Raw genomic sequence first — 21,222 nt, 5'->3', positions numbered from 1 at the left:
AAAAGTAAAAACTACAAAACCTTTTGATTGTTTAGAAATGGACATAAAGATGGTTTGGATTCCTAGCGCTGGTAAAAACGCTTATTTGCTATCTGTAATAGATGTTCATACGCGAAGAATATTAATAGACCTTTTTGCCTTTTCAATTAAACAAGCTCAAGTGATAACATTGCTGTCTGACTTATTTATGAACTATCAATACCCTAACAATGTAGTGATTAGAAGTGATAATGGAAGTCAATTTATTGCCAAGAATGTAAGAGAATATCTAGGACTTATAGGAGTGGCCCAAGAATTTACACATATAGCAACACCAGAAGAAAATGCTCACATAGAGGCCTATCACGGAATTTTAAAGAAAGAAGTTTTTCAGCGATTTGAATATAGAACCTTTGGAGAAATAGAAAAAATCCTTAAAGAATATGTTTTATTTTACAACAAAGAAAGGCTTCACGGACTATTAGGAAGAATAACACCAATGGAAAAATGGTACGCTGACAAGCACTTAATTTTAATGAATAAATTAACAGCATAATTTAACTAACGAAATTTAAAAGAATACTCTTGTTTTATAGGGGTCAAAACATATACTAAATATTTTTCTGGAAGTGTTTTAAATGATTCTTTATTAAATAGTACAACACTTTCCACCTGATGTTCCATGTTGCCAATGAGTACCACAAAATTCTCTTCTTGTGCTTTTACAGAGAATAAAGTAAATAGACCTATTACTATTGTTGTTAAAATTTTCGCTTTCACAATTTTTATTTTTAATGTTTTCATATTTATAGTTTTTGAGCTTTAAATCTTCCTTCGGCAATTAATTTTGTTGAGTCATCTGCAGGATTAACTCCTGTAAACGAAAACGTACCTTTTAAGTAAGTAGCTGTGCTTTCGGTAATAGTGATTGTGCCAGAACCTCCATCTTCAGTTGCTCCCCAAGCTACAAAGGGGTCGTTTTGTTGATAGAACATTACTGGAAATGTGCCTGTTGCTGTCGTAAATGTTCCAGTAGAAATAGGCCCTTCTAATGTTAAAGCAATAGAGGATGTTTCGCCTATTGCGGTAATGACATAGATATCAGTATTATCAGCTGAAGCGCTAACAGTAACAAATTCTCTTGAATAATCTACGCCATCAATTTTGGCAGTTAAATAGTAATCGCTCTGTTCTGAGTCCGAAGAATCATCACCACTAGAGCAGCTACTTAGCACTACTGTTAGTGAACATAAAATGAGTGCTGTTTTCGAGGAAATTCTTTTTAAAATATTCATAATTATTGTTTTTATAGTTTTTAATTTTAACGTCCTTGATCAGTATTTAGATCCATAAATTCATAGTCACTTACTACAAGTGTCTTTGGTGATTTCTCTAATGCCACGCAGGTCATTTTAACGTTGTATTTCTTTTTCTTTTTATGAATCATATCCATTTCTAGGACGATACTGTTCTCAGCCATTTCCATCCATTTAGGATCAAAGCCTTTAGGTTTCGTTTTCATATGACTTCCATATATTTGGTTAAAACTTACTGGAGCATCCATTGCCATATACATGGTTATCTTCATTTCGTCATTCTCCATTTGATAACCCTGACATTCGAATCCTAATATGGCTTTAGTGCCTATTTTTGTAAATGTGTAATCTTCTAAATTTACTTCTTCTTGTTCCGCTATATCTTCAATATCGATAGATGGATTCTTGAGAAGTGTGCCTGATTTACCATCCTCGGTTTCCATAAAAATGGCCATGATATCTAGTTTTTCGTCAAACACCATAAACATGCCATTTGCCATGGGGTTATCCTCTAATTCTGGCTGAGATCCAAAATACTTAGCACCTGGTTTTAGGTAATAGGTCATATTCATATTGCCTTTCTTGTGTGTCATCTGCATGGTGTATTTCCACTCAAAATCATAACTTTCAGGCAAAATTGAGGGGTCTGCTTGAGCGCCGTCAAAATCGATATTGAATATCTTATCCATACCTTTCCCAGCCATTTGAGCTGCCTTATCTGCCGTCTTTTTTACGATCACGTCTTCAACAGCTTGCTCTGCTTTTTTCTTTAGTTTTTTCCATATCTGAGCTTGGCTTGTGTTGCTTATAAATAAAAAAGCAAAAGTTAGTAATAGTGGTTTTAGTGTTTTCATAATTTTGATTTTTAAAAAGAAAAGGAAACCAAATTGAACTTCATATTCTAATGCAATGGCTTCCTTTCTCTCAACTGATTAATAGCATCTTTACTATCGTTTGATAAATTGTATCGTTTTAATAATTTTGTTTTTCAATAGAATATTGAGATTATAGGTTCCCTTTTTTAGATGATCGATGCCGAGGTAAATCGTCTCACTTGTTTTGTTTGGATTGTGATTCATCTTAAAATAGGCTATTGAATTCTTGATGATGTAAAGTTATATGGAAGACTTAGAAGCCGTTAGAAGATATGTTTCAAATCATGAAACATATGTAACATGTGCTGAAATTTAAATTTAAATAATTTTTAAAAAAAGTGTTTTGTGTATGCTGTTATGCTTCGAAAATGTACTCAGTTGGGGTACAGCTATAAATCTCTTTAAAACATTTGATAAAATAAGAAGGTGAATTAAATCCAACCTGATAAGCTATTTCAGAAACAGTAGCATCAGATTTTTTGAGTAAGTCAATAGCTAACTTTAAACGTTGTGTTCTAATAAACTCAGATGTAGTCATTCCTATAATAGCTTTTAATTTTCTGTGAAGTTGCGTCCTACTCATGACCATTGCTTCTGAGAATGCTTCGCTTGTGAAATCTGGATCAGTGATTTTTTCGTCTAGAACAACTTTTAAACGTTTTAGAAAATCGGTTTCGGTTGAAGTGATTGGTAATTCTGGATGTATCGTAAAGTCTTTGCTAAAGTGTTTTTGAAGTTGTTGTCTGTTTTCAATGAGCTTTTTAACTCTAAGTATTAGTTTTTCTCTATTAAAAGGTTTTTTAATGTAGGCATCAGCACCCGTTTTTAAACCTTCAATTTCATGATCTTCACCAACTTTTGCTGTCAATAAAATGATTGGAATGTGACTGGTTAATTCATCGTACTTTAAAGTATTACATAGCTCAATACCATCTTTGATTGGCATCATGACGTCACTAATTATAATATCTGGAATGTGCTGAAAGGCCAATTCAATTCCTGTTTTTCCGTTTTCAGCTTCTATAATTTTACAACTGTCGTTAAAAATAGAGACCACAAAAGCTCTAATATCTTTATTGTCTTCAACGATAAGTAAAAGAGGTACATCAGAAGTGTTAGTTGTTTGATTATCTAAGAGGTCTACTTGAGGTTGATGTCTTGTTTCAGTTTTAATTTCCGAAGGACTAAAAGCATTTTTATCAATTGGTAACGTTACCGTGAACTGAACTTTATCCTGATCTAAAGTATTTGCAGTAATGTTTCCTTTTGATAAATTGACCAATTCTTTAACAAGAGCCAATCCAACACCAACCCCATCGGAAGTTTTATTGCTTTGATAAAAGCGTTGGAATAGTTTATCGAAATCTTTTTTTGAAATTTGTGTATTTACGTTGATAATAGAGAGTACTAGATAATTATCTAAGGCATTTGCATCTAATATGATTTCTGTATTTTCTGGAGCATATTTTATGGCATTTGACAATAAGTTGGATATGATCTTTTCAAGTAAATCTACATCAAACCATATAGTAGTCAGGTTTTCAATCGCAGTCGTAATTAGTATGTCTTTGTCATCAGCTTTATACTGAAAAGCAGCAACTATTTGTTTTAATAGGATATTGAGGTTTCCTTCCTCTACGAGCAATCTCAATTGGCCAGAATCTATTAAAGATAAATCTAACATTTGATTGACTAGATTGAGTAATCGATTTGCATTTTGTTTTACGATATTGAGTTCTTTTCGATCTTCTGGTTTGAGTGTTTCTTTAGATAATTGATGATCTATTGGTCCCGAAATAAGGGTTAGTGGTGTTCTGAATTCGTGAGTAATATTGGTGTATAGATTAGTCTTAAACTCGTCAAGTTGCTTGAGTCTTTTGCTCTCTGCATGCTCTAAACGCACTTGTGTTTCTAATTTCCACTTAAATCTGAAGTAACTATAAATGGCGAATACACCTGATAATAAAAGCAGTCCATAACTGATATAAGCGATATCCGTTTTAAACCATGGTTTTGATATTTCAAATGAATAGGTCGTAGGCGTTTTGTTCCAAATACCTTCGTAATTACTTGATGTGGCTAAGAACGTATATTCATTAGGTGGTAAGTTTGTGTAGTGCGCTACATTGTTAAAACTTGGAGTTGTCCAATCGGTGTCATGATTAAGTAATTTATAACGATATAAATTTTTTGATGGTTCTGAAAAATGCAAACTAGCAAGCATAAAAGTCATCGTATTTTGATTATGCTGAAATGTGGCCTCGGGAATCATTGCCTGCTTTTTGTTGAATATCTCAAAACTTGAAATCACAGTTTTAGGCTTCACTTGATTACTGGTTAGATCACTTGGAGAAAACCAATTTACACCTTCTAATCCGCCAAAAAAAAGGGTTCCATCTTGGGCTTTGAAATACGCTCCTGTATTAAACTCGAAGGACTGTAAACCACTATTTTCAGTGTAGTTTTTGATATGCTTGAGTTGTTTGTCTTTAAAATTAAATTGAGTAATACCTTTGTTAGAACTTAGCCATAAATTGCCTTTCTCGTCTGGCAAAATAGCATAAATAACGTTGTTAGATAGACCCGACTCCATAGTATAGGTTTCTATGTCGTTTCTAATCGTATTATATGATTTTAACCCATTACCATTGGTGCCAATCCATAAGACTTTATCGTTAAAATACAAGGACTTAATTTTATCAGGAATCTGCTTAACTGTTTTAATAATTTGAGTTTTTAAGTCTAAAAGGAAGAGTCCATTATTTTCACTACCTATCCAAATATCATTGTTATTACCTCGTTCTATGGTTCTAATATTGTTAGAAGTTAGATTCGAATTATCTGTTGTGAAGTGATTAATGATACCTTTATTCTCGTCATACAGAAAAACACCACTATATCTAGTGCAGATCCAAAATTGATTTTGATTGTATTTGAGAATTTTCCAAATGGTCTCATTATAAAAAGGCTCTATGGTTTTGAAGTTGCCAGAGGCCTCTTTAATTTGTAAACCCTCACCTTGATGACCAATCCATAAATTATTATTGTCAGATAATAAACTCATTATGCGATTACTTGCTAGGGCAGAGTTTTGTGTGGTAAACGTTTTATAATTGTTATTATCTAAATTTATAGAAGTCAGCCCTTTACCTGAAGTTCCAAGCCACATGGTTTTAGTTTTATCATAGGTTATGCCTCTGATAACATCTACAGGTGTGTTTTTTGGTGTTTGATTATTGGTTATAACATTAAATTTTGTGAGGTGCTCGTCATAATAACTTAATCCTGCACCGTCAGTTCCCAGCCAGACAGTACCTGTATAATCTTGGTACAAGCAAAGCACATCATTGTACTGTAGAGCATAAGGATTATTTTTATTTTCTGTAAAGTGAGATACTTTGTTTTTTTTGTAATCTATAATATATAGTCCCTCTCCATAAGTGGCAACCCAGAGTTGATTGTTACTATCAATTAATATATCTTGAATATTTAATATGGACGCTAGATCAGGGTGTTTATATTTTTTAAAAATATTAGAATCTTCAGATTTATAAAATAAGCCATTACTAAAACTGCCCAACCAAATTGTTTTGTCGTTGGAAACGGTGAGTGTACTAAAGTTTGTGTCATTATTTTCAACAGCTACTGTTTTTAAGTCGTTGTTTTCTATTTTAAAAAGATGAGTTGACGACGCGATATAGGATGAATTGTTGAATTCTAGAATATCATAAGTATTGAGATCTTGAAATTGATCTTGAAAAACTTGAAGTGTATCTTTTGTTTTGTGATCTATTTTGTAAAGTCCATTTCCATAAGTACCAATGTAATAGTGTTTCTTTTTATTCTGAAAAATGACACTGGCATTATATATTGAAGAAATAGAAGTGAATTTTTGAGTCTTACTATTGAATTTTTCTAGACTACCAGAATTACTAATAATCCATAAATCACTAAATCTATCCACGTACAACTTGCCTAGTTTGCTAAAGGTGGGTCTGGTAACATCCTCAAATTGTTTATTGAAAAAAGTAAATTGCCTTCCGTCATATTTGTTGAGACCATCTTGAGTAGCGAACCACATATACCCTGTAGAATCCTGAGTAATACTCACAACACTATTTTGAGATAAACCTTCTGCTACAGTAAGTTCACGAAAAGATAGTTGCTTAGAATTTTGAGCAAAAGACATTACACTAATAAAACTAATAATAAAGACGACCCTATTCATCAATAACTAATATTTTAAACTTGAAGTTAAGTAATATTAATGAATTGATTGTTAAAACTTTAGGTTATCGTCTCAACGCAAAGTGACCCGTAAATGTTCTTCCATCTAAAAGTGTTACGACAAACCAGTAATCATCACTTGGTAGAGGTTGCCCATTTAAAGTGCCATTCCATCCAGCACTTTCGTTGGTGAACTGCGTAAGCAATTTTCCATAGCGATTAAAAATGGTAATAGCTGTACCTTGATTAAAGTCTGCATTCACGCCCTTGACTTGCCATCTCTCATTATAAGTATCACCATTAGGCGTAAAATACTTAGGGAATCCTAATACAGAAATCACTTGTTCTGTCATTCCGCAACTATTAGTATCGCGAACAAAAATGGTATGAAAACCAGCAGTGACATTGGTAAACGTGTTTTCAGTTTGAAAAACACCATCTGGATTATCTAAGGCATATTCAAAATCACCATCACCAGAAGCGATAATAGTAACTGTGCTATTTTGTGTGCCTTCCATTATAATCACATCTTCAATCACTGGATTACTAGAGGGTAAAACGGTTAACGTTCTACTAGACGAGCACCCATTTGGATCTGTTACGATGACGGTGTAATTCCCAACTTCGTTGATGTCATTAAAAGTCGTATTAACTTCTGTAGTCGTACCGTTAAATAACCATTCGTAATAATAGTTGTTGGGCGCATCATTAAGAACACCTCCAATTAAAGTAATGGTTTCTGGAAAGCTGTTTAAGCAGTAAATAAAGGATTCATCTTCTAATAAAACAGGTGTATATAAAACAATTAATTCTACAATAGAAATAGAGTTACATTGATTGTTGCTTTCTATTTTTACAAATAGAGTTTGTGTGTTTGGTATTGTATTCTGAAATGTGCCAGAGATGTTATTGGTTTCTGTAGAAAGATCCATTTCGCTAGCATAAAAAGTAACTGTGGCATCTACCGGAAGTTGATCTGCAATAGCGCTCGTAATATCATTTAAATTGAAATCTGCGAAACCATCTACAATAGCACCATCACAAGCGTCTAGAGCTGGAATGAAAATAGTGTTGTTGGTGACCTGAAGTTCTACTTCTGCAATACTATAACAATTAGCTTGATTTTCAACACGTGCATAAACCGTTTGAAACGTATTCGAATTTTCAAAATTATTGGCGCCAACAATCGCATTGATGTCTTGTTCTGCGTCACCTGCCGTTAAGAAGAAATCTGAAATAAAAATTGAAGAATCATTATTAGTGACCTCATCATTGCTATCAAATAGGTTATAAAACGCTAAACCGTTTAGGTTTAGAGCACATTCAACTAAAATCGAATCGAAAACTATAGGGTTCTCTGTATATTCGATAGTAACTTCACCAAATAAAACACAGGTGTCTTTTGTGAGTTCTACAGAATATATTCCAGTTTCAGAAACCTCTAAGTTGTCATTAATTTCACCAATAAGTTCGGCTCCATCTTTAAACCATTTGAAGGTATTATTAGTTCCTGGTTCATTTGTTTGAATAGTGTAGGTGCCATCACCGCAAATAGCATTTCCGCTTTCTATTAATAAATTTGGACCTAAATCTGTTGAGAGTCTAAAGCTTCCAGCTTCTAAAAATACTGCAGAGTCATATCTAAAATTCTGCTCGTCTGCAATTACTAATTTTACATGGTAGGTTTCATTAGGCATCGTTTGAGCGGTAGCAGTTAATATTTTTGTTTGTCCGTTAAAATTTATTGGAGCGTCAGAAGGGTTAAAGCTTTCAAAGTAAGCTTCATTTTCTGCCGGACAACCACCAGGGATTTCAGGGTGCACTGTGGTTACTTTTACAGGTGTATTAGTTCCTGGGACTAAGGCTATATTCGTGTACTGAGTACCAGTAATAGGACGAATTAAAAAGCCAAATAAATCTGAGAAATTGCAGGTATTTGGGTTGCCTTCTTGATATTCTTCCGAAGCAAAAATATAGCGAAAACTAATTTCTGTTGCGACAGATGTGAAATCGAACTCCAAAATGGTTGCGTTGGTTGTATTGGTTTCGTTTAGGATGGTTTCTAATTCAGTATCACCAGTCCAATTTGGTGCATCGTCGTCACTAAGTGTTGTATTTGGTCCTGGTACATTTGATAATCGCCCAGTACTCATAACGATACCAGTATCAAACGGGAACGTTGTTCCTGTAGCGTCAAAAAAACCATAGCTTTGATCTGATGAAGAAAAATTACCGCCTACGACATTGGTAACGGTCACATTATCAATACAGTTACTATCAATTAGAATGTTTTCAATTAACTCTTGTGCGGTAAAAGATTGACTGTCTACTATCATATTTTGACCAAAAGTCAATATAGTAGATAGGAAGCATAAGATTTTAATGGTTGTATTCATTCACAATTTTTCCAACTGTAAAGATAGGTATAGATTGAAATGTTATGCTTTAAAAAATGTTAAGATTATAAACGTAAAGAGAAATGGCCTTTCACTTGGAAAGCAATATTGCCTTTTTTAACGTCTGCAACAAACCAATAATCTGAAGCAGGCATTAGATTTCCATTATATAATCCATCCCAACCTCTAGAATTAGAGTCTAGTGTAGTCAATAATTTACCATAACGATTATAGATATAGATTATGGTCCCAGTTAAGGTTTCTACACCTGTAATATGCCATGTGTCAAAGTATGAATCGTTATTTGGTGTAAAAAATTTAGGTGCGTCAATAACAACAATTTCTTTGGTGACTTCTGCACAACCGTTTAAATCTATAATTCTCAACGTGTGATACCCTAAGCTTACATTTTCAAAAACATTAGATTCTTGAGGTGGATTGTTATCTAATTGATATAGATAGCTTCCAATTCCACTAACCGTAACTGTAATATTGTTTGGGTCTGAGAAATCAATAGTTTCTGTTATTTCAATTGTTGCAGCTTCAGATTCTGTAACTGTAAAAACTTCTGTTGTTTCGCAACCACTTGGTGTGGTTACCGTCACAGAGTAGGTTCCTATTTCTGTTATTTCAATTTCGGATGTTGCCTCATTAGTTGACCATTGGTACGAATCTCCAGTATTATTTGTATTTGCACTTACCATAAGTGGGAGGTTTTCTAAGCAAATGACTTGATCACCAACGTCTAGCAAAGGTTTCTCAAATACAACGGTCATAAATGAGGTTATACTAAAACATCCAGTCGTGTTGTTTTCTATTCTTGTATAAATGGTTTCGCCAGTTAAAGCCTCATATGTTACTCCTAAATCATCTGTTCCTTCTTCTGCTAGAATAGCATCCAGATAGAATGTGACTGTGAAGTTATTCGGGTTTTGACTACCTATAATTTGAGCGTTTTGTTGTGCTAAATTAAATTCAAAGAAACCATCAAAATCATCGTCACAAGCTTCTATATCACTCGTTTGGTTTGCAATTGGTGATGGGTTGATTTGTAATGTGAATTGATGAATGACGAAGCAATGTGTGGTAGAAAACGCAACTCTAGCAAAAAGCATGTCGTTATTACTAAGATATGTGTAATCTGTGTTTAAAATATTTTCTTGATTTCGAGCATCATTTTCCGAAGAAAAATAAGTGACTAATACATTTGCTGTTTGCTCGAGTAAAGTTGTATTAATGTCAGTTAGATCAATAGTATTCGAATCGTTTTCACAAGCTTGGTAAATGTCAAAGGCATTAATAGCAGGTGGTAAATTGACATCTAAATCTAAACTGACAGAGGTACTACAATCTGCTACTTGGTTATAGACTTTTATAAATACTGTTTGTGGGTTAGATGTGTTTGTATACTCACTTGGATTTGGGATAGCATTACTATTGGCATCCAATTCGTCTTGTGTTTCAAAATAGGTAATAATAATATCTGGGTTTATTGTGTTAAATAAATAGATCTCAGATTGTATCAAATCAAAACTTGTAAATCCATCAAAGTTTGCATCACACATTTGTAATGCATTAGGTTGGTTTGGATACATATTAACAATCAAATCAAATTGAGTTATACTGTAACATCCTGTAATGTTATTTTCTACTCTAGCAAAAATTGTTTGTCCATCTTGCCCAGTAAAACTATCTGGTAAAGCGCTGGAAGCTGTATTAGCATCGGTTGTATTTAAATAATAGCTCACTGTAAAGTTAGAGGCGTTTTGCGCACCTAGAATTTCATCGTTTTGTGAGAATAAATTAAACCCTTCTAAATTGTCATTTGACTGATCATCGCAGGCCTGCAAGTCTGCAGGTGGATGAGCTACTGGTACAGGATTAATAATTAAATTAAAATTATAAATAGCAAAACAAGACGTAGAGATAAAGGATACACGAATAAATATAGAATCACTTGTTGTTACGTAAGTGTAGTTAGCATCTAAAGCGTTTGTAATTGCTTGAGCATCTGCTAAATTACTGTAATAGCTAAAATTCTTATCTGTTGAATCATCGACTATTTCAGGTGGTATAGTATTTAAATTAAAACTATTGGTATCGTTATCACAAATTTCATAGGTTTGAAAATCATTAATTACTGGAGGTAAATTAACAATAAGTTCCAAAGGAACCACGGCAAAGCAATTTGAAATTGTATTGTTTATTTTTATGAATATGATTTGTGGGTTTGCAGTATTGCTATAGGTACTTGGATTTTGAATAGGATTCGTATTGGCATCCAAATCGTCCATAGTTTCAAAATAAGTTACTGTAATATTATCGTGTCTGACATCTAGAATTTCAAACTCAGATTGTGTAAGATTGAATACTACAATACCGTCGTAGTTATCATCACACATCTCAATAGGCTGGGCAAGATTTACTTCGGGCACTTGTATTACATTGAGTTCAAAACTTGTTATGGAATTACAAATGGTCCCATTGTCTACAACAACAAAAATGCGTTGTGGATTAAGTGTATTGGCATATTGAAGTGGAAGCGCATTTGTTAAATTTTCTGCATTTGCTAATGTAGCGTAGAATGTCACGTCTAAAGCGTCACTTACACCTTCAGAAATTTCTTCTACCTTAACATTAAGATCAAATAATTCACTGCCATCATTTAAAATATCATCACAAACAAACCAGTTTGTAGGTTCATTGATAACGGGATTAGTTCCAACTTCTATCGTGAGAGATGAAGTACCATAGCAGTCTGAATCTGAAGTATTTTCTACACGAACAAAAATTGTTTGTGGATTTGAAGTGTTTTGAAAAGCTGTATTTTTATCGATTGCATTTGTATTAGTATCTGCATCTGTTTGATTTAAAAAGTAAAATACGTCTTTACCAGTTTGACCATTTAAAATTTCAATATCTTTTGTGAAAAATACAAAATCACCAATGTCATCACTCGAATCTTCACAGATTTTGTAGTTAGAGATCGCTATAAAATTTGGAAGTGTATTTACAATGACTTCCAAACTTTCGGTTGAGTAACATCCTGTAATTGTATTTTCAATTCTTATAAAAACTGTTTCGGTAACTGCTGGATAAGATGAGGTTGTCGCAATTGGATTGGATGCTGTTTGTGCGTCAGATATAGTATTATGGAATGTGATACTCCTATTGGTTGTATCATTAACAATTTCTGAAACTTTGATGTCTAAGTCTATATTAGAAATCCCGTCTTGGTTATCATCACAAATGATAATACCTGATGGCTCATTAGATAATGGAGCAGGCAACACTTCAATGTCAAAGCTATTAATATCTGAGCAACCTGTTTCTCCAAAAGTAATTCTCGCATAAAATGTTTCTGGATTAGAGATGTTCGTATAGAATGCTGGTAATGCGTTTGTATTTGCCTCTGCGTCAGCTTCCGAAGAAAAATAAGTAACCGTAAAATCTGCCAGATTATTAGTGATTAAACTATCAAACTGACTTAAATTTATACTCGTAAAACCGTCTTGATCTGTATCACAATCATTCTGAAGACCAATAGGATCAAAAACTTGAATGGGATCGATATAAAGTTCAATCTGCGATACTTCTTGACAAGTAGGACTTGTTAATGTAATGTATAAAATTTGTGGGTTTGATGTTGGTTCAAAAGAAACCGATGTATCAATTGGATTGGTTTGATTGTCTCTATCGTCTTCTGTTAAATAAAAATCGATATCAATATCATAATCCATAATATCTTCCAAATTATCAAGAATATCTTCAATGATATCAAGGAGATAAAATTCTTCTTGACCATCATTGTCCTCGTCGCAGGCACGAAAATCTTTAATATCTGTTGCTGTGAGTAATAAATTAGTGTGTATCTCAATAGGTGTTATAGAAGCACAACCCGTAGTCGTATTTTCAACCCGTATGTAAAGAAGTTGTTCATTGATAATTATATTGGTATAATTAGTGTCGTCTGCAATAGGGTTAACTCCTAAATCAGCATCTTCTTGTGTGTCATGAAACGTAACATTTACACCAGTTAAACCTTCTAGAACATCATCAATAATCGATGTTAAATCAAAAAGAGCAAATCCGTCTAAATCTGCGTCACAAGCATCAATATAATGTTCGTCTGTATTAATAACGGGATTATTAAGGACTTCAATATTTAATGTTGTCGTTATAGAGCAACCGGTAATGCTATTAGTAACATTTACAAAAAGTGTTTCATTGGGATTTGTATTTACATAAGGTAGTGGGATCGCATTCATTCCATCGTCTGCATCGTTTTGTGTAAAGTGATACGTGACTACTAAATCTAAATTTCCGTTTGTAATTTCATTATCTTTTTGAGATAAATCAATAGTTGTAAATCCGTCTGCTGTTATATCATCACATTCAATTAAAATAGTTGGTGCGGTAATAACTGGTAATGGATTGACGACTAAATTAAAATTCTGAAACGCTAAACAGCCATTTATAATGTCTTCAATTCTAACAAATATTGTTTGTGGGTTTGATGTATTCTGAAATGAGCCAGACATAGCACTCGTGCCAGTTTGAGCATCTATTGCTGATAAGTGATAAGAAATATGATAACTAGAAGCAGGAACTGATGCAAGAACATCTGCATCTTTGGTAGATAAATCGAAAATTTCAATACCATCTCCACTTGCGTCATCACATAATTCATAATTTGAAATAGGTAGAGCCGCTTGCGTAGAACTTAAGGTGACTATAATTTCATCTTCTATAAGACAATTAGAACCCGCTAACGGAATTTGTATTTCAACACGATAAGTACCAGATTGAGCTGTATTAATAGTAGCTTGTGTTTCTGCAGTAATTAAAGTATTATTTAGAAACCATGAGTAGGTTGCTAAAGGATTTTCAATATTACCATCAAGTGTAACTGTATCTGCACAGGTTTGAATATCGGTGCCTAAATCAACACTAGCATTAAAGCTATTACCTTCAATGAATACTGTAGAATCATAATTTTTATCTGTTTGATCTGCGATAACTAATTTAATATGGTAGGTTACATTAGGCGTAATACTAGCTGTGGCTGTCATTACACTAGTACGACCGTTATAATTGGTGTCGCCAATATTGTAACCTTCAAAAAAAACCTCGTTTGAAGCACTACAAAATCCTACAATTTCATCATGAATAGTACTTGTGTTAACAGGAGTAGTTGTACCTGGAATTATAGCAATATTTATATAAGGATCGCTAGTGCCAGCTTCTTTAATTAGAAATGCAAAACCATCAGAGTAGTTACAAGGGAAATCTCCAAAATACTCTTCAGAAGCTAGTATGTAATTAAATTGTATTTGGTTAGATACAGAAGCAAAATCAAACTCTATTGATGTTGCATTAAGAGTTCCTGTAATACCTAAAGCAGTTTCAAGATCTGGATCGGTAGCCCAATCTGGTTGGCCTTCATTTAATACAGCTGTATTTTGTGTGTTTCCTCCAGAAGCTGCATTTCCTGTAGATAGCATGATTCCGTTTTCAAAAGGAAAGTTGGAATCAGCGCGTTCAAAATATGCAAAACTTTGAAACCCGTTGACTTGGCCATTAACTAATGATTGAATATTGGACGTTTCAACACATCCTAGAGAAAGACTGTTTTCTACAAGTTGTTGCTCTGTAAATGAATTATCGACACTAATCTGTTGAGAACTTACTACGTAACATAATAAGCATAAGATAGTACTGAGGGATTTTTTTAAAAATATCATCTGTAAGCGGTTAAATTATAGCATTATCGCTATTATAATTTGGGGTGATATCCAATATTTCTACTGAAGTGTGAAAGTAGCGTTATTTAAGACGAAATACTAAATAACACGACGAAATACATTAAACTTTAACATTTAAATGGTTTTTAGAAGATTGACAACACAATTTTAGAAACATTAGTTAATTGTTTATTTTTTTTTTGATATTTGTTTTTCGAATTTTTATTCCAAACTACTGATGAGACATTCCTTATTATTTTTGATTTTTTTCATACCACAATTTGTGATTTCCCAGATAGAATATCCAGAATCATCGAAACAACCAGTTATTAACACATATCACAATATTGATGTCATTGATAATTATCAATGGTTGGAATCACAAGAAACTGACGAGGTGAAAGATTGGATAAAGGCGCAAAATAAGTTGTCACTAAGATTTTTGAGAAAAACATCTAGACAAGCATAGATTGAACCTCAAATGAACAAATTAATGTTTAAGAGAACTGGAGGGTATTCTGGTCAAAATTTCGACGAATCTTCTAAGGATCGAATTTATTTTTCGACATGCTATACAAGTACAGGTTCAACAAGATCGCTATGTTATAAATATGGCTTAGATGATGATTATGATGTTTTGGTGAAATCCTCTTCCATACCTTCCAAAGGCGACATAGATATTTCGTATTATAAGCCTTCTAGGACCAATGGTCATTTGGCATTTCAATACAATCGCAATGGTAGTGACTGGAAAGAGATTAGAATTGTAAAAGTAAAAAAAAGACGTTCTTATTCTGAAATTATAAAACACACAAAATCATCTAATTTACATTGGTTAAGAAATGGTTTTTTTTACGAGAAATTCCCATTTGATTCGTTGAGAGCGAAGACACAAAAACCTGCAATAATGTATCATAAGATTGATTCAAGTCCTTCTGATGATATTCTCATTTTTAAATCAAGGAGAGAGAGCGATTATATTAGTATGTATGGAGCTCCAGATGAGTCCTTCTTCATTATTAAAAAGGAAAATATCGAGACTCACATTTTTAGTTATTTCTATCTTGATGCTATCGATAATGATTTAAATTTCAAACCCTTTTTAATGAATATTAAGTATGATTTAGAAGGGTTTAATTTTAAAGAGAATCAAATTTATGCGACGACATATCTTGACGATAAAAAGCAAGTTATTTCTATACCTAAAAATGAACCGACTAAGTTTAAAGTGGTCTCTGCAGTCTACGATGGTGCCATCTTTTTAGAGTTTAGAGTTCTCGAGGAGAATATCTTGTCATTGTACCTTACTAAAGAGGGCAATCTTTTTTCATTGGTAGATCGTGATGGGCGCGTTATAAAAGAAACAAAAACACCAAATGGTTTATCTGTTGATGGGATGAGTTACAATACGACCTTTAAAGAGTTCTTCTTTTATTTACAATCTTTCACCATCCCAAGTGTATTATATAAACTAGATTTAGATACTTTTAATTATGACCTTATTAATCAAACTAAAGTCGGCTTTGATCCTAAAGGATATAAGTTTATCAAAAAAACTTTTACGTCTAAAGATGGAGCAGAGGTTCCCATCACTATTGTGTATAAGGATAGTCTCTCCCAAAATTCTGTAACACCCTTTTTAATGAGCACCTATGGTGGATATGGTAGTGTGAGTTCATCATCATATGATCCAGGTATTGTATATTTTATTGAAAATGGCGGTGCTTTTGCATATGATGATATTAGAGGAAGTGGAACGCTCGGTAAGCAATGGTGGGAGAAGGGTAAAGGGCTAAATAAACAAAACGGAATTCAAGATTTTATATCAGCAGCAGAGTTTTTAATAGAACAGAAATATACAGCAGCAAAAAAGATAGCCATTCGTGGTAGTTCTCACGGAGGACTCATAATTGCCGCCTCTGTCGTAAAGCGCCCAGATCTTTTTGGAGCAGCAGAAGTTAATGTAGGAGCTTTAGACATGCTTAGACTTTCAAATTTTACCGTTGGAGCTACGCCAACAAATATTTTGGAATTTGGAGATGTTGAAAATCAACAAGATTTTGATAATCTCTATTCGTATTCTCCCTATCATAATATTGACAACACCGTGAATTATCCATCAATGTTAATTACTACTGGACTTTATGACAATCGAGTACCTCCTTTACATTCCTTTAAGTTCGCTGCTAGACTTCAAAATAATCCATCTCAAGAACATCCTATTTTATTATGGACACAAAAAAGAACAGGACATTTTGGAGCTATAAATATGTATGATAAACTAGAAGAAAACTGCTACATATATGGTTTCTTATTTGATGAGCTGTAATAAACAGTAAAGCATACGGTAACACTTTAAATGTCTAATAATTTACATAAACCCACCCCATTTGAGGTCTAAAATTAGTCTCATTAGGATTAAGAATATAGAAATAGGTGCCAACAGGAACTATTTTACCGTCATTATTTAATCCTCTGTTGATGCGTCCATACCATTTGTTATTATTATTTCCCTCAAAAATTAAAGTTCCATAGCGGTTAAAAATTTTAAGTTGATGATGTTCAAAAATATCATAAAGTCCTTGAATATTGAACCAATCGTTAGTGCCATCATTGTTAGGTGAAAAACCCTCAGGAACATGAGGCGGACAATTATCTACAGAAACCTGAAACTCATAAATATCATAACAAGGTGAGTTATCAACTTTTACAAATAGGGTTTGTGGGTTGTTAACGTTAGAATAACTTTCTGGGTTAATAATTTCGTTTGTATTTGCTTGCAAATCTTCAAATGATTCATAAAATGTAATATCGGTTAATAAGCTTTCTGAAATCAAAAAAATGTCAATTAAATTAAAAGTAGCGCTATTAAAACCTTCATTACAACCAATTTGGTTGGGTAAAATTTGTACAGGAGGTAGGACTAACAATTCTAAAATAACATCGTCAATATTATTTGTTTCTGTGATTTCAGCAACAATACCATTTCCTGATCCATCGTCATCTACAGCTAATGTTAATAAGATAATGTCACCTATTTCGTCTGGTAGTGTTAATGAAATGGTACCACTTTCTGAAGCACCGATAGCAATGTCATTTTGAGTTTGTGATTGCCCAATGATTGTGCCTTCAGCATAAAAGGCAATTGGTGTGTTTGCAGGTAATAGTTCTGTGCTGTTCACGTTAAATACAGTGTAATCCACCAAAATAGTTCTATCACCACAATCAACATTGTAATCCTCTAAAACAATTGTGGCATCTGGTAGCTGACTATTTAAAACCGTGATTATATTATTAATAATAATCAAGTCAGCTCTAAATTGCCCGTTGTCATCAAAATCACCAGTAGTTAATTTAATAGAGGCACTAGTATCTCCAATAGCGATATTATCCTGAATATCATAAACATCTAAATCACAATTATAGAGAGTGTTAGAGTTCGTAAACGTATTAGTACCATTAAAAGCGTTATCACTTAAATTTAAAGGAGGATTGGCAATAATAGTATTATTTATAGATAGACTTTCTCCAAAATTCAAACTGTTGTCACCTTCCCAGGCCAGGAACCCGATTTTAGCTCCAACATTGTCAATAACATTGAGATTATCAATATTGATAATTTTTTCCTGATTATTTCTATTGATGATTTCTAAACCTTGATATAAGTTCACCTGGTTTAATGGTAGCGAAGCATTTTCATATACGATATAAATACTCCAACCTGCAAAATTTGTACGATTGCTGCAGTAACGGTCATTGGTTGTTAGGGCTTCTGTGATGTCAAGATTAGATAATTCATAGGTTGTATTTCCTTCGGAAATTATAAAACTCGTAATGTCAGCGTAACAAGAAAAATAAGTTAATGTTCCACCTACTTCTATATAGTCAACAGTATAAGTGTCATCGGCATCAATTGAAAATCCGTTAAGCATTACATTAGTGTCACCAGTACCAGAACCAGCCCAATATAAATAGGCAGCTGTAATTACTGTCGAGTCTGATAAATCTAAATCAGCACTCGAAGATTCTAATGGAAAGCAAAAACTATCATCTAAATTATTCTCAAAAGGGTTCAGTGTATTGCCAATAGCAGTGTAATCATAACGACCATTAAACTGCTCGAATAATTCAATGTCTTGCGCATGAGAGGGTATTGTAAAAACAAATAGGAATACGATTTGTATAAATTTGATAAACCTCATTGAAAGTAATTGATATTTTTAAAAGTACATAAATTATTTTACACTAATACTCTTAACGTTTAAGTGCAAAATGGCCTGTAAATGTTCTACCATCTTGTAACGATATGACGAACCAATAATCACTAGCAGGCATCGTAAAACCATTAAAGGTCCCATCCCATCCAGGACCTAATGGATCAATTTCGGCTAATAATTTACCAAAGCGATCAAAAATTAAAACTTGAGAGTTAGGTTGAAAATCATTAGAAACCCCTCGAACTTGCCATCTGGGATTAAAAGTATCTCCATTTGGTGTAAAAAACTTCGGAAACCCTATAACCGAAACAATCTCGCTAACGGTACCGCAGTCATTTTCTATATCGCGAACATAAACAGTATGAAATCCAAAACTTACATTCTCAAAAATATTACTTTCTTGATAAGGACCTTCTGGATTATCCAATGCATAGTCATAAACACCTTCTCCAGTTACAAATACTGAAATGGTGTTATTTGAAGTCGCATCTGTCACTTGTATTTCTGTGACTGTTGCGATGTCTGATGCGAATACATTAATCGTTTTGTCCTTAAAACAACCCTGTGTTGAAGTGACTCTCACAGTATAAGTTCCGGGCTCATTAACTTCGATTTCAAATTCATCTTCACCTGTAGACCAATCGTAATAGTAATTGTTAGGCGTATCATCAATTAATCCTCCTGTCAATATTATAGTTTGTGGGAATGTATTTAAACAATAATATAGATCTTCTTGAATGACGATATTAGGCAATTTAAAAACAGTGAGTTCTATATTACTTATACCAAAGCAAGCATTCATGTTTTCTACACGAGCATAAATGGTTTGTTGATAAGGTATGGTATTGGTAAAGTTGTTTCCTAATGGATTATCTTCAATTAAAGCACCTTCATAGCTGTTATAAAAAGTAACCTCTAGATCTGGAGAAATGCCGAAGAGAATTTCATTTAGTGTGTCGTTTAAGTTGAAATTATAGAATCCGTCTTCAGTGCCATCATCATCATCACAAACTTCTAGTATTGTATGATTAGAAGCTGTAGAACTGGCTTGAAGTGTGATCTCAGCAATATTAGAGCAATCTGTAATCGTATTTGTAACGAGTGCGTAAATAATATGCGGATTAAAATAATTTTCAAAAGCATCGGCATTGAGTTCATCTTCATCATTTTCTAAATCGGCAAGCGATACGTAGAATTCGACTGTCCTATTTGAAGCACCACCAGTGATATCATCAAAGATCTGGTTGAGGTCAAAAGTTGTAAATCCTTCTGGTATGCCATCTTCATCACATTGTATTATTGTGGTGTCAAAAGCATCTGGAGGAGGGATTATAATTAAATTTATAGCTACGTATCCAAAACATTCTGTCGTAATTTCTTCTACTCGAGCGAAGACTTCTTGTATGTCAGGAGCTGTGTTTTGAAAATTTGATGGAATAGGGTTAGAGTTAGTCACGGCATTATCCTCAGTTAAATGAAATGAAAATGTATATTCATTAAGATTTAATCCGTTTAATATTTCAGGAATTTTTAGTGTTAAGTCAAATTCTGAGATACCACTAGGTAAATTAACATTATCGCAAAGCTCAAAATCAGAAGGGGTTACGATACCTATTTCAATGACATTTAAGTTTATTCTAGAAGTAATAAAACACAAAGAAATGGTGTTTAGAATTCTTGCATAGATGGCTTGCGAGTTACTGGTATTCGTGTATGGGCTTGCTAAGGGATTGAGACCTAAAACAGCATTTTCTTCTGAGTCATGATAAGAAACCACGATATTAGTTTGATTTCCAGCAAGCGCTAATGTATTAATTTCTAAATCAAATTGTGTGATCCCATCTCCAAATGGAGCTATGGTGTCACATGCATTTAAATTGATGACATCATCAAATGACAATTGATTTTCTGGCGGATTTGGAAACTGCGAAGAACCAGTCCATTCTAGACTAAACGGACTATTTCCAACGGGTCTATCAATGAGTAGATAATACGTTTCACCATTTAGTACTTCAATTTCATTTACAAAACTATCTCCATCTACTCCAGGACCCTCAGTTACGTCAGTTTCAGTCGTATTCATGCCAGTAAGATTATTACCTTGGTTAGCGGCTTGTGGGTTTGTTGTTGAGCAACGAATAGCAGCACCTAAATTAGAACAGGAGTCTGTTGGACCAAATAGAGAAAAGTCATAATCTTCCGTTATTGCAGTACTATTTGGAGTCAAAATAAAGCCAAAATTACCAGCTTGTTCAAACGTTAATCTAAACCAAATGGTGTTATTTTCAACCATTCCGCAGGCATTAGAAAAAGATTCTTGAATCCCCACACCAGCAACATCTAAATCAATATTAGAATTTCCACAAATTTGAATTGCATTTACACAATCGTTAGGAGTTTGAGAAAAAACTGTAGTTGAAAAAAATAAAAATAAAAGTAAAATTGAAAATAGTTTGTTCATGAAGGAT

Annotated in this window: 11 protein-coding genes; 3 read left to right on the top strand and 8 right to left on the bottom strand. The window is 33.4% G+C overall.

The genetic code is table 11. The annotated features are described in order from the left end of the window. Positions 1-535, top strand: a 535-nt coding sequence (locus tag H593_RS18760; protein ID WP_037051841.1) for a DDE-type integrase/transposase/recombinase, incomplete at its 5' end; no start/stop codon positions are given. A 5-nt stretch (positions 536-540) separates the two neighbouring features. On the opposite strand, the gene H593_RS0108605 is transcribed toward H593_RS18760, so the two are convergent. From H593_RS0108605 to H593_RS18755, 6 genes are all read right to left on the bottom strand, one after another. Beyond that, positions 541-783 (bottom strand): hypothetical protein, encoded by a 243-nt coding sequence (locus tag H593_RS0108605; protein ID WP_028872085.1) that lies wholly within the window; start codon positions 781-783, stop codon positions 541-543. 2 nt (positions 784-785) lie between these two features. Continuing rightward, the gene (locus H593_RS0108600) at positions 786-1,274 is read right to left on the bottom strand and encodes a DUF6252 domain-containing protein (protein WP_028872084.1); all 489 of its coding nucleotides are present in this window, start codon (positions 1,272-1,274) and stop codon (positions 786-788) included. A gap of 26 nt (positions 1,275-1,300) precedes the next feature. Further along, complete coding sequence (locus tag H593_RS0108595; RefSeq protein WP_028872083.1) at positions 1,301-2,149, bottom strand: DUF4412 domain-containing protein; 849 nt, start codon at positions 2,147-2,149, stop codon at positions 1,301-1,303. Between the two features lie 376 nt (positions 2,150-2,525). Continuing rightward, a complete protein-coding gene (locus H593_RS0108590) occupies positions 2,526-6,398 on the bottom strand; it encodes a hybrid sensor histidine kinase/response regulator transcription factor (RefSeq protein ID WP_028872082.1) in 3,873 nt (1,290 codons plus the stop codon). Between the two features lie 64 nt (positions 6,399-6,462). Continuing rightward, positions 6,463-8,793: a T9SS type B sorting domain-containing protein gene (locus H593_RS0108585; protein ID WP_028872081.1), complete on the bottom strand. Its 2,331-nt coding sequence runs from the start codon at positions 8,791-8,793 to the stop codon at positions 6,463-6,465. A gap of 65 nt (positions 8,794-8,858) precedes the next feature. Continuing rightward, positions 8,859-14,537 (bottom strand): T9SS type B sorting domain-containing protein, encoded by a 5,679-nt coding sequence (locus tag H593_RS18755; protein WP_051229672.1) that lies wholly within the window; start codon positions 14,535-14,537, stop codon positions 8,859-8,861. Positions 14,538-14,775: 238 nt separating this feature from the next. Here H593_RS18755 and H593_RS0108575 point away from each other — a divergent pair, with 238 nt between their 5' ends. Then, on the top strand, positions 14,776-15,006 hold the full coding sequence (locus H593_RS0108575) for a hypothetical protein (RefSeq protein ID WP_028872080.1): 231 nt from the start codon (positions 14,776-14,778) through the stop codon (positions 15,004-15,006). A gap of 24 nt (positions 15,007-15,030) precedes the next feature. Further along, entirely contained in the window at positions 15,031-16,866 is a 1,836-nt protein-coding gene (locus tag H593_RS0108570) for a prolyl oligopeptidase family serine peptidase (RefSeq protein ID WP_169338353.1), read from the top strand. A 34-nt stretch (positions 16,867-16,900) separates the two neighbouring features. Here H593_RS0108570 and H593_RS0108565 read toward each other — a convergent pair whose 3' ends face one another. Both H593_RS0108565 and H593_RS0108560 read right to left on the bottom strand, forming a co-directional pair. Further along, on the bottom strand, positions 16,901-18,739 hold the full coding sequence (locus H593_RS0108565) for a T9SS type B sorting domain-containing protein (RefSeq protein ID WP_028872078.1): 1,839 nt from the start codon (positions 18,737-18,739) through the stop codon (positions 16,901-16,903). Between the two features lie 52 nt (positions 18,740-18,791). Further along, a complete protein-coding gene (locus tag H593_RS0108560) occupies positions 18,792-21,215 on the bottom strand; it encodes a T9SS type B sorting domain-containing protein (protein WP_028872077.1) in 2,424 nt (807 codons plus the stop codon). Between the last annotated feature and the right edge of the window lie 7 nt (positions 21,216-21,222).

It is taken from the genome of Psychroserpens burtonensis DSM 12212, assembly GCF_000425305.1.
Classification (GTDB): domain Bacteria; phylum Bacteroidota; class Bacteroidia; order Flavobacteriales; family Flavobacteriaceae; genus Psychroserpens; species Psychroserpens burtonensis.
Note: the sequence above shows the minus strand (reverse complement) of the source record. Positions and strands in the feature narration are given on the sequence as shown.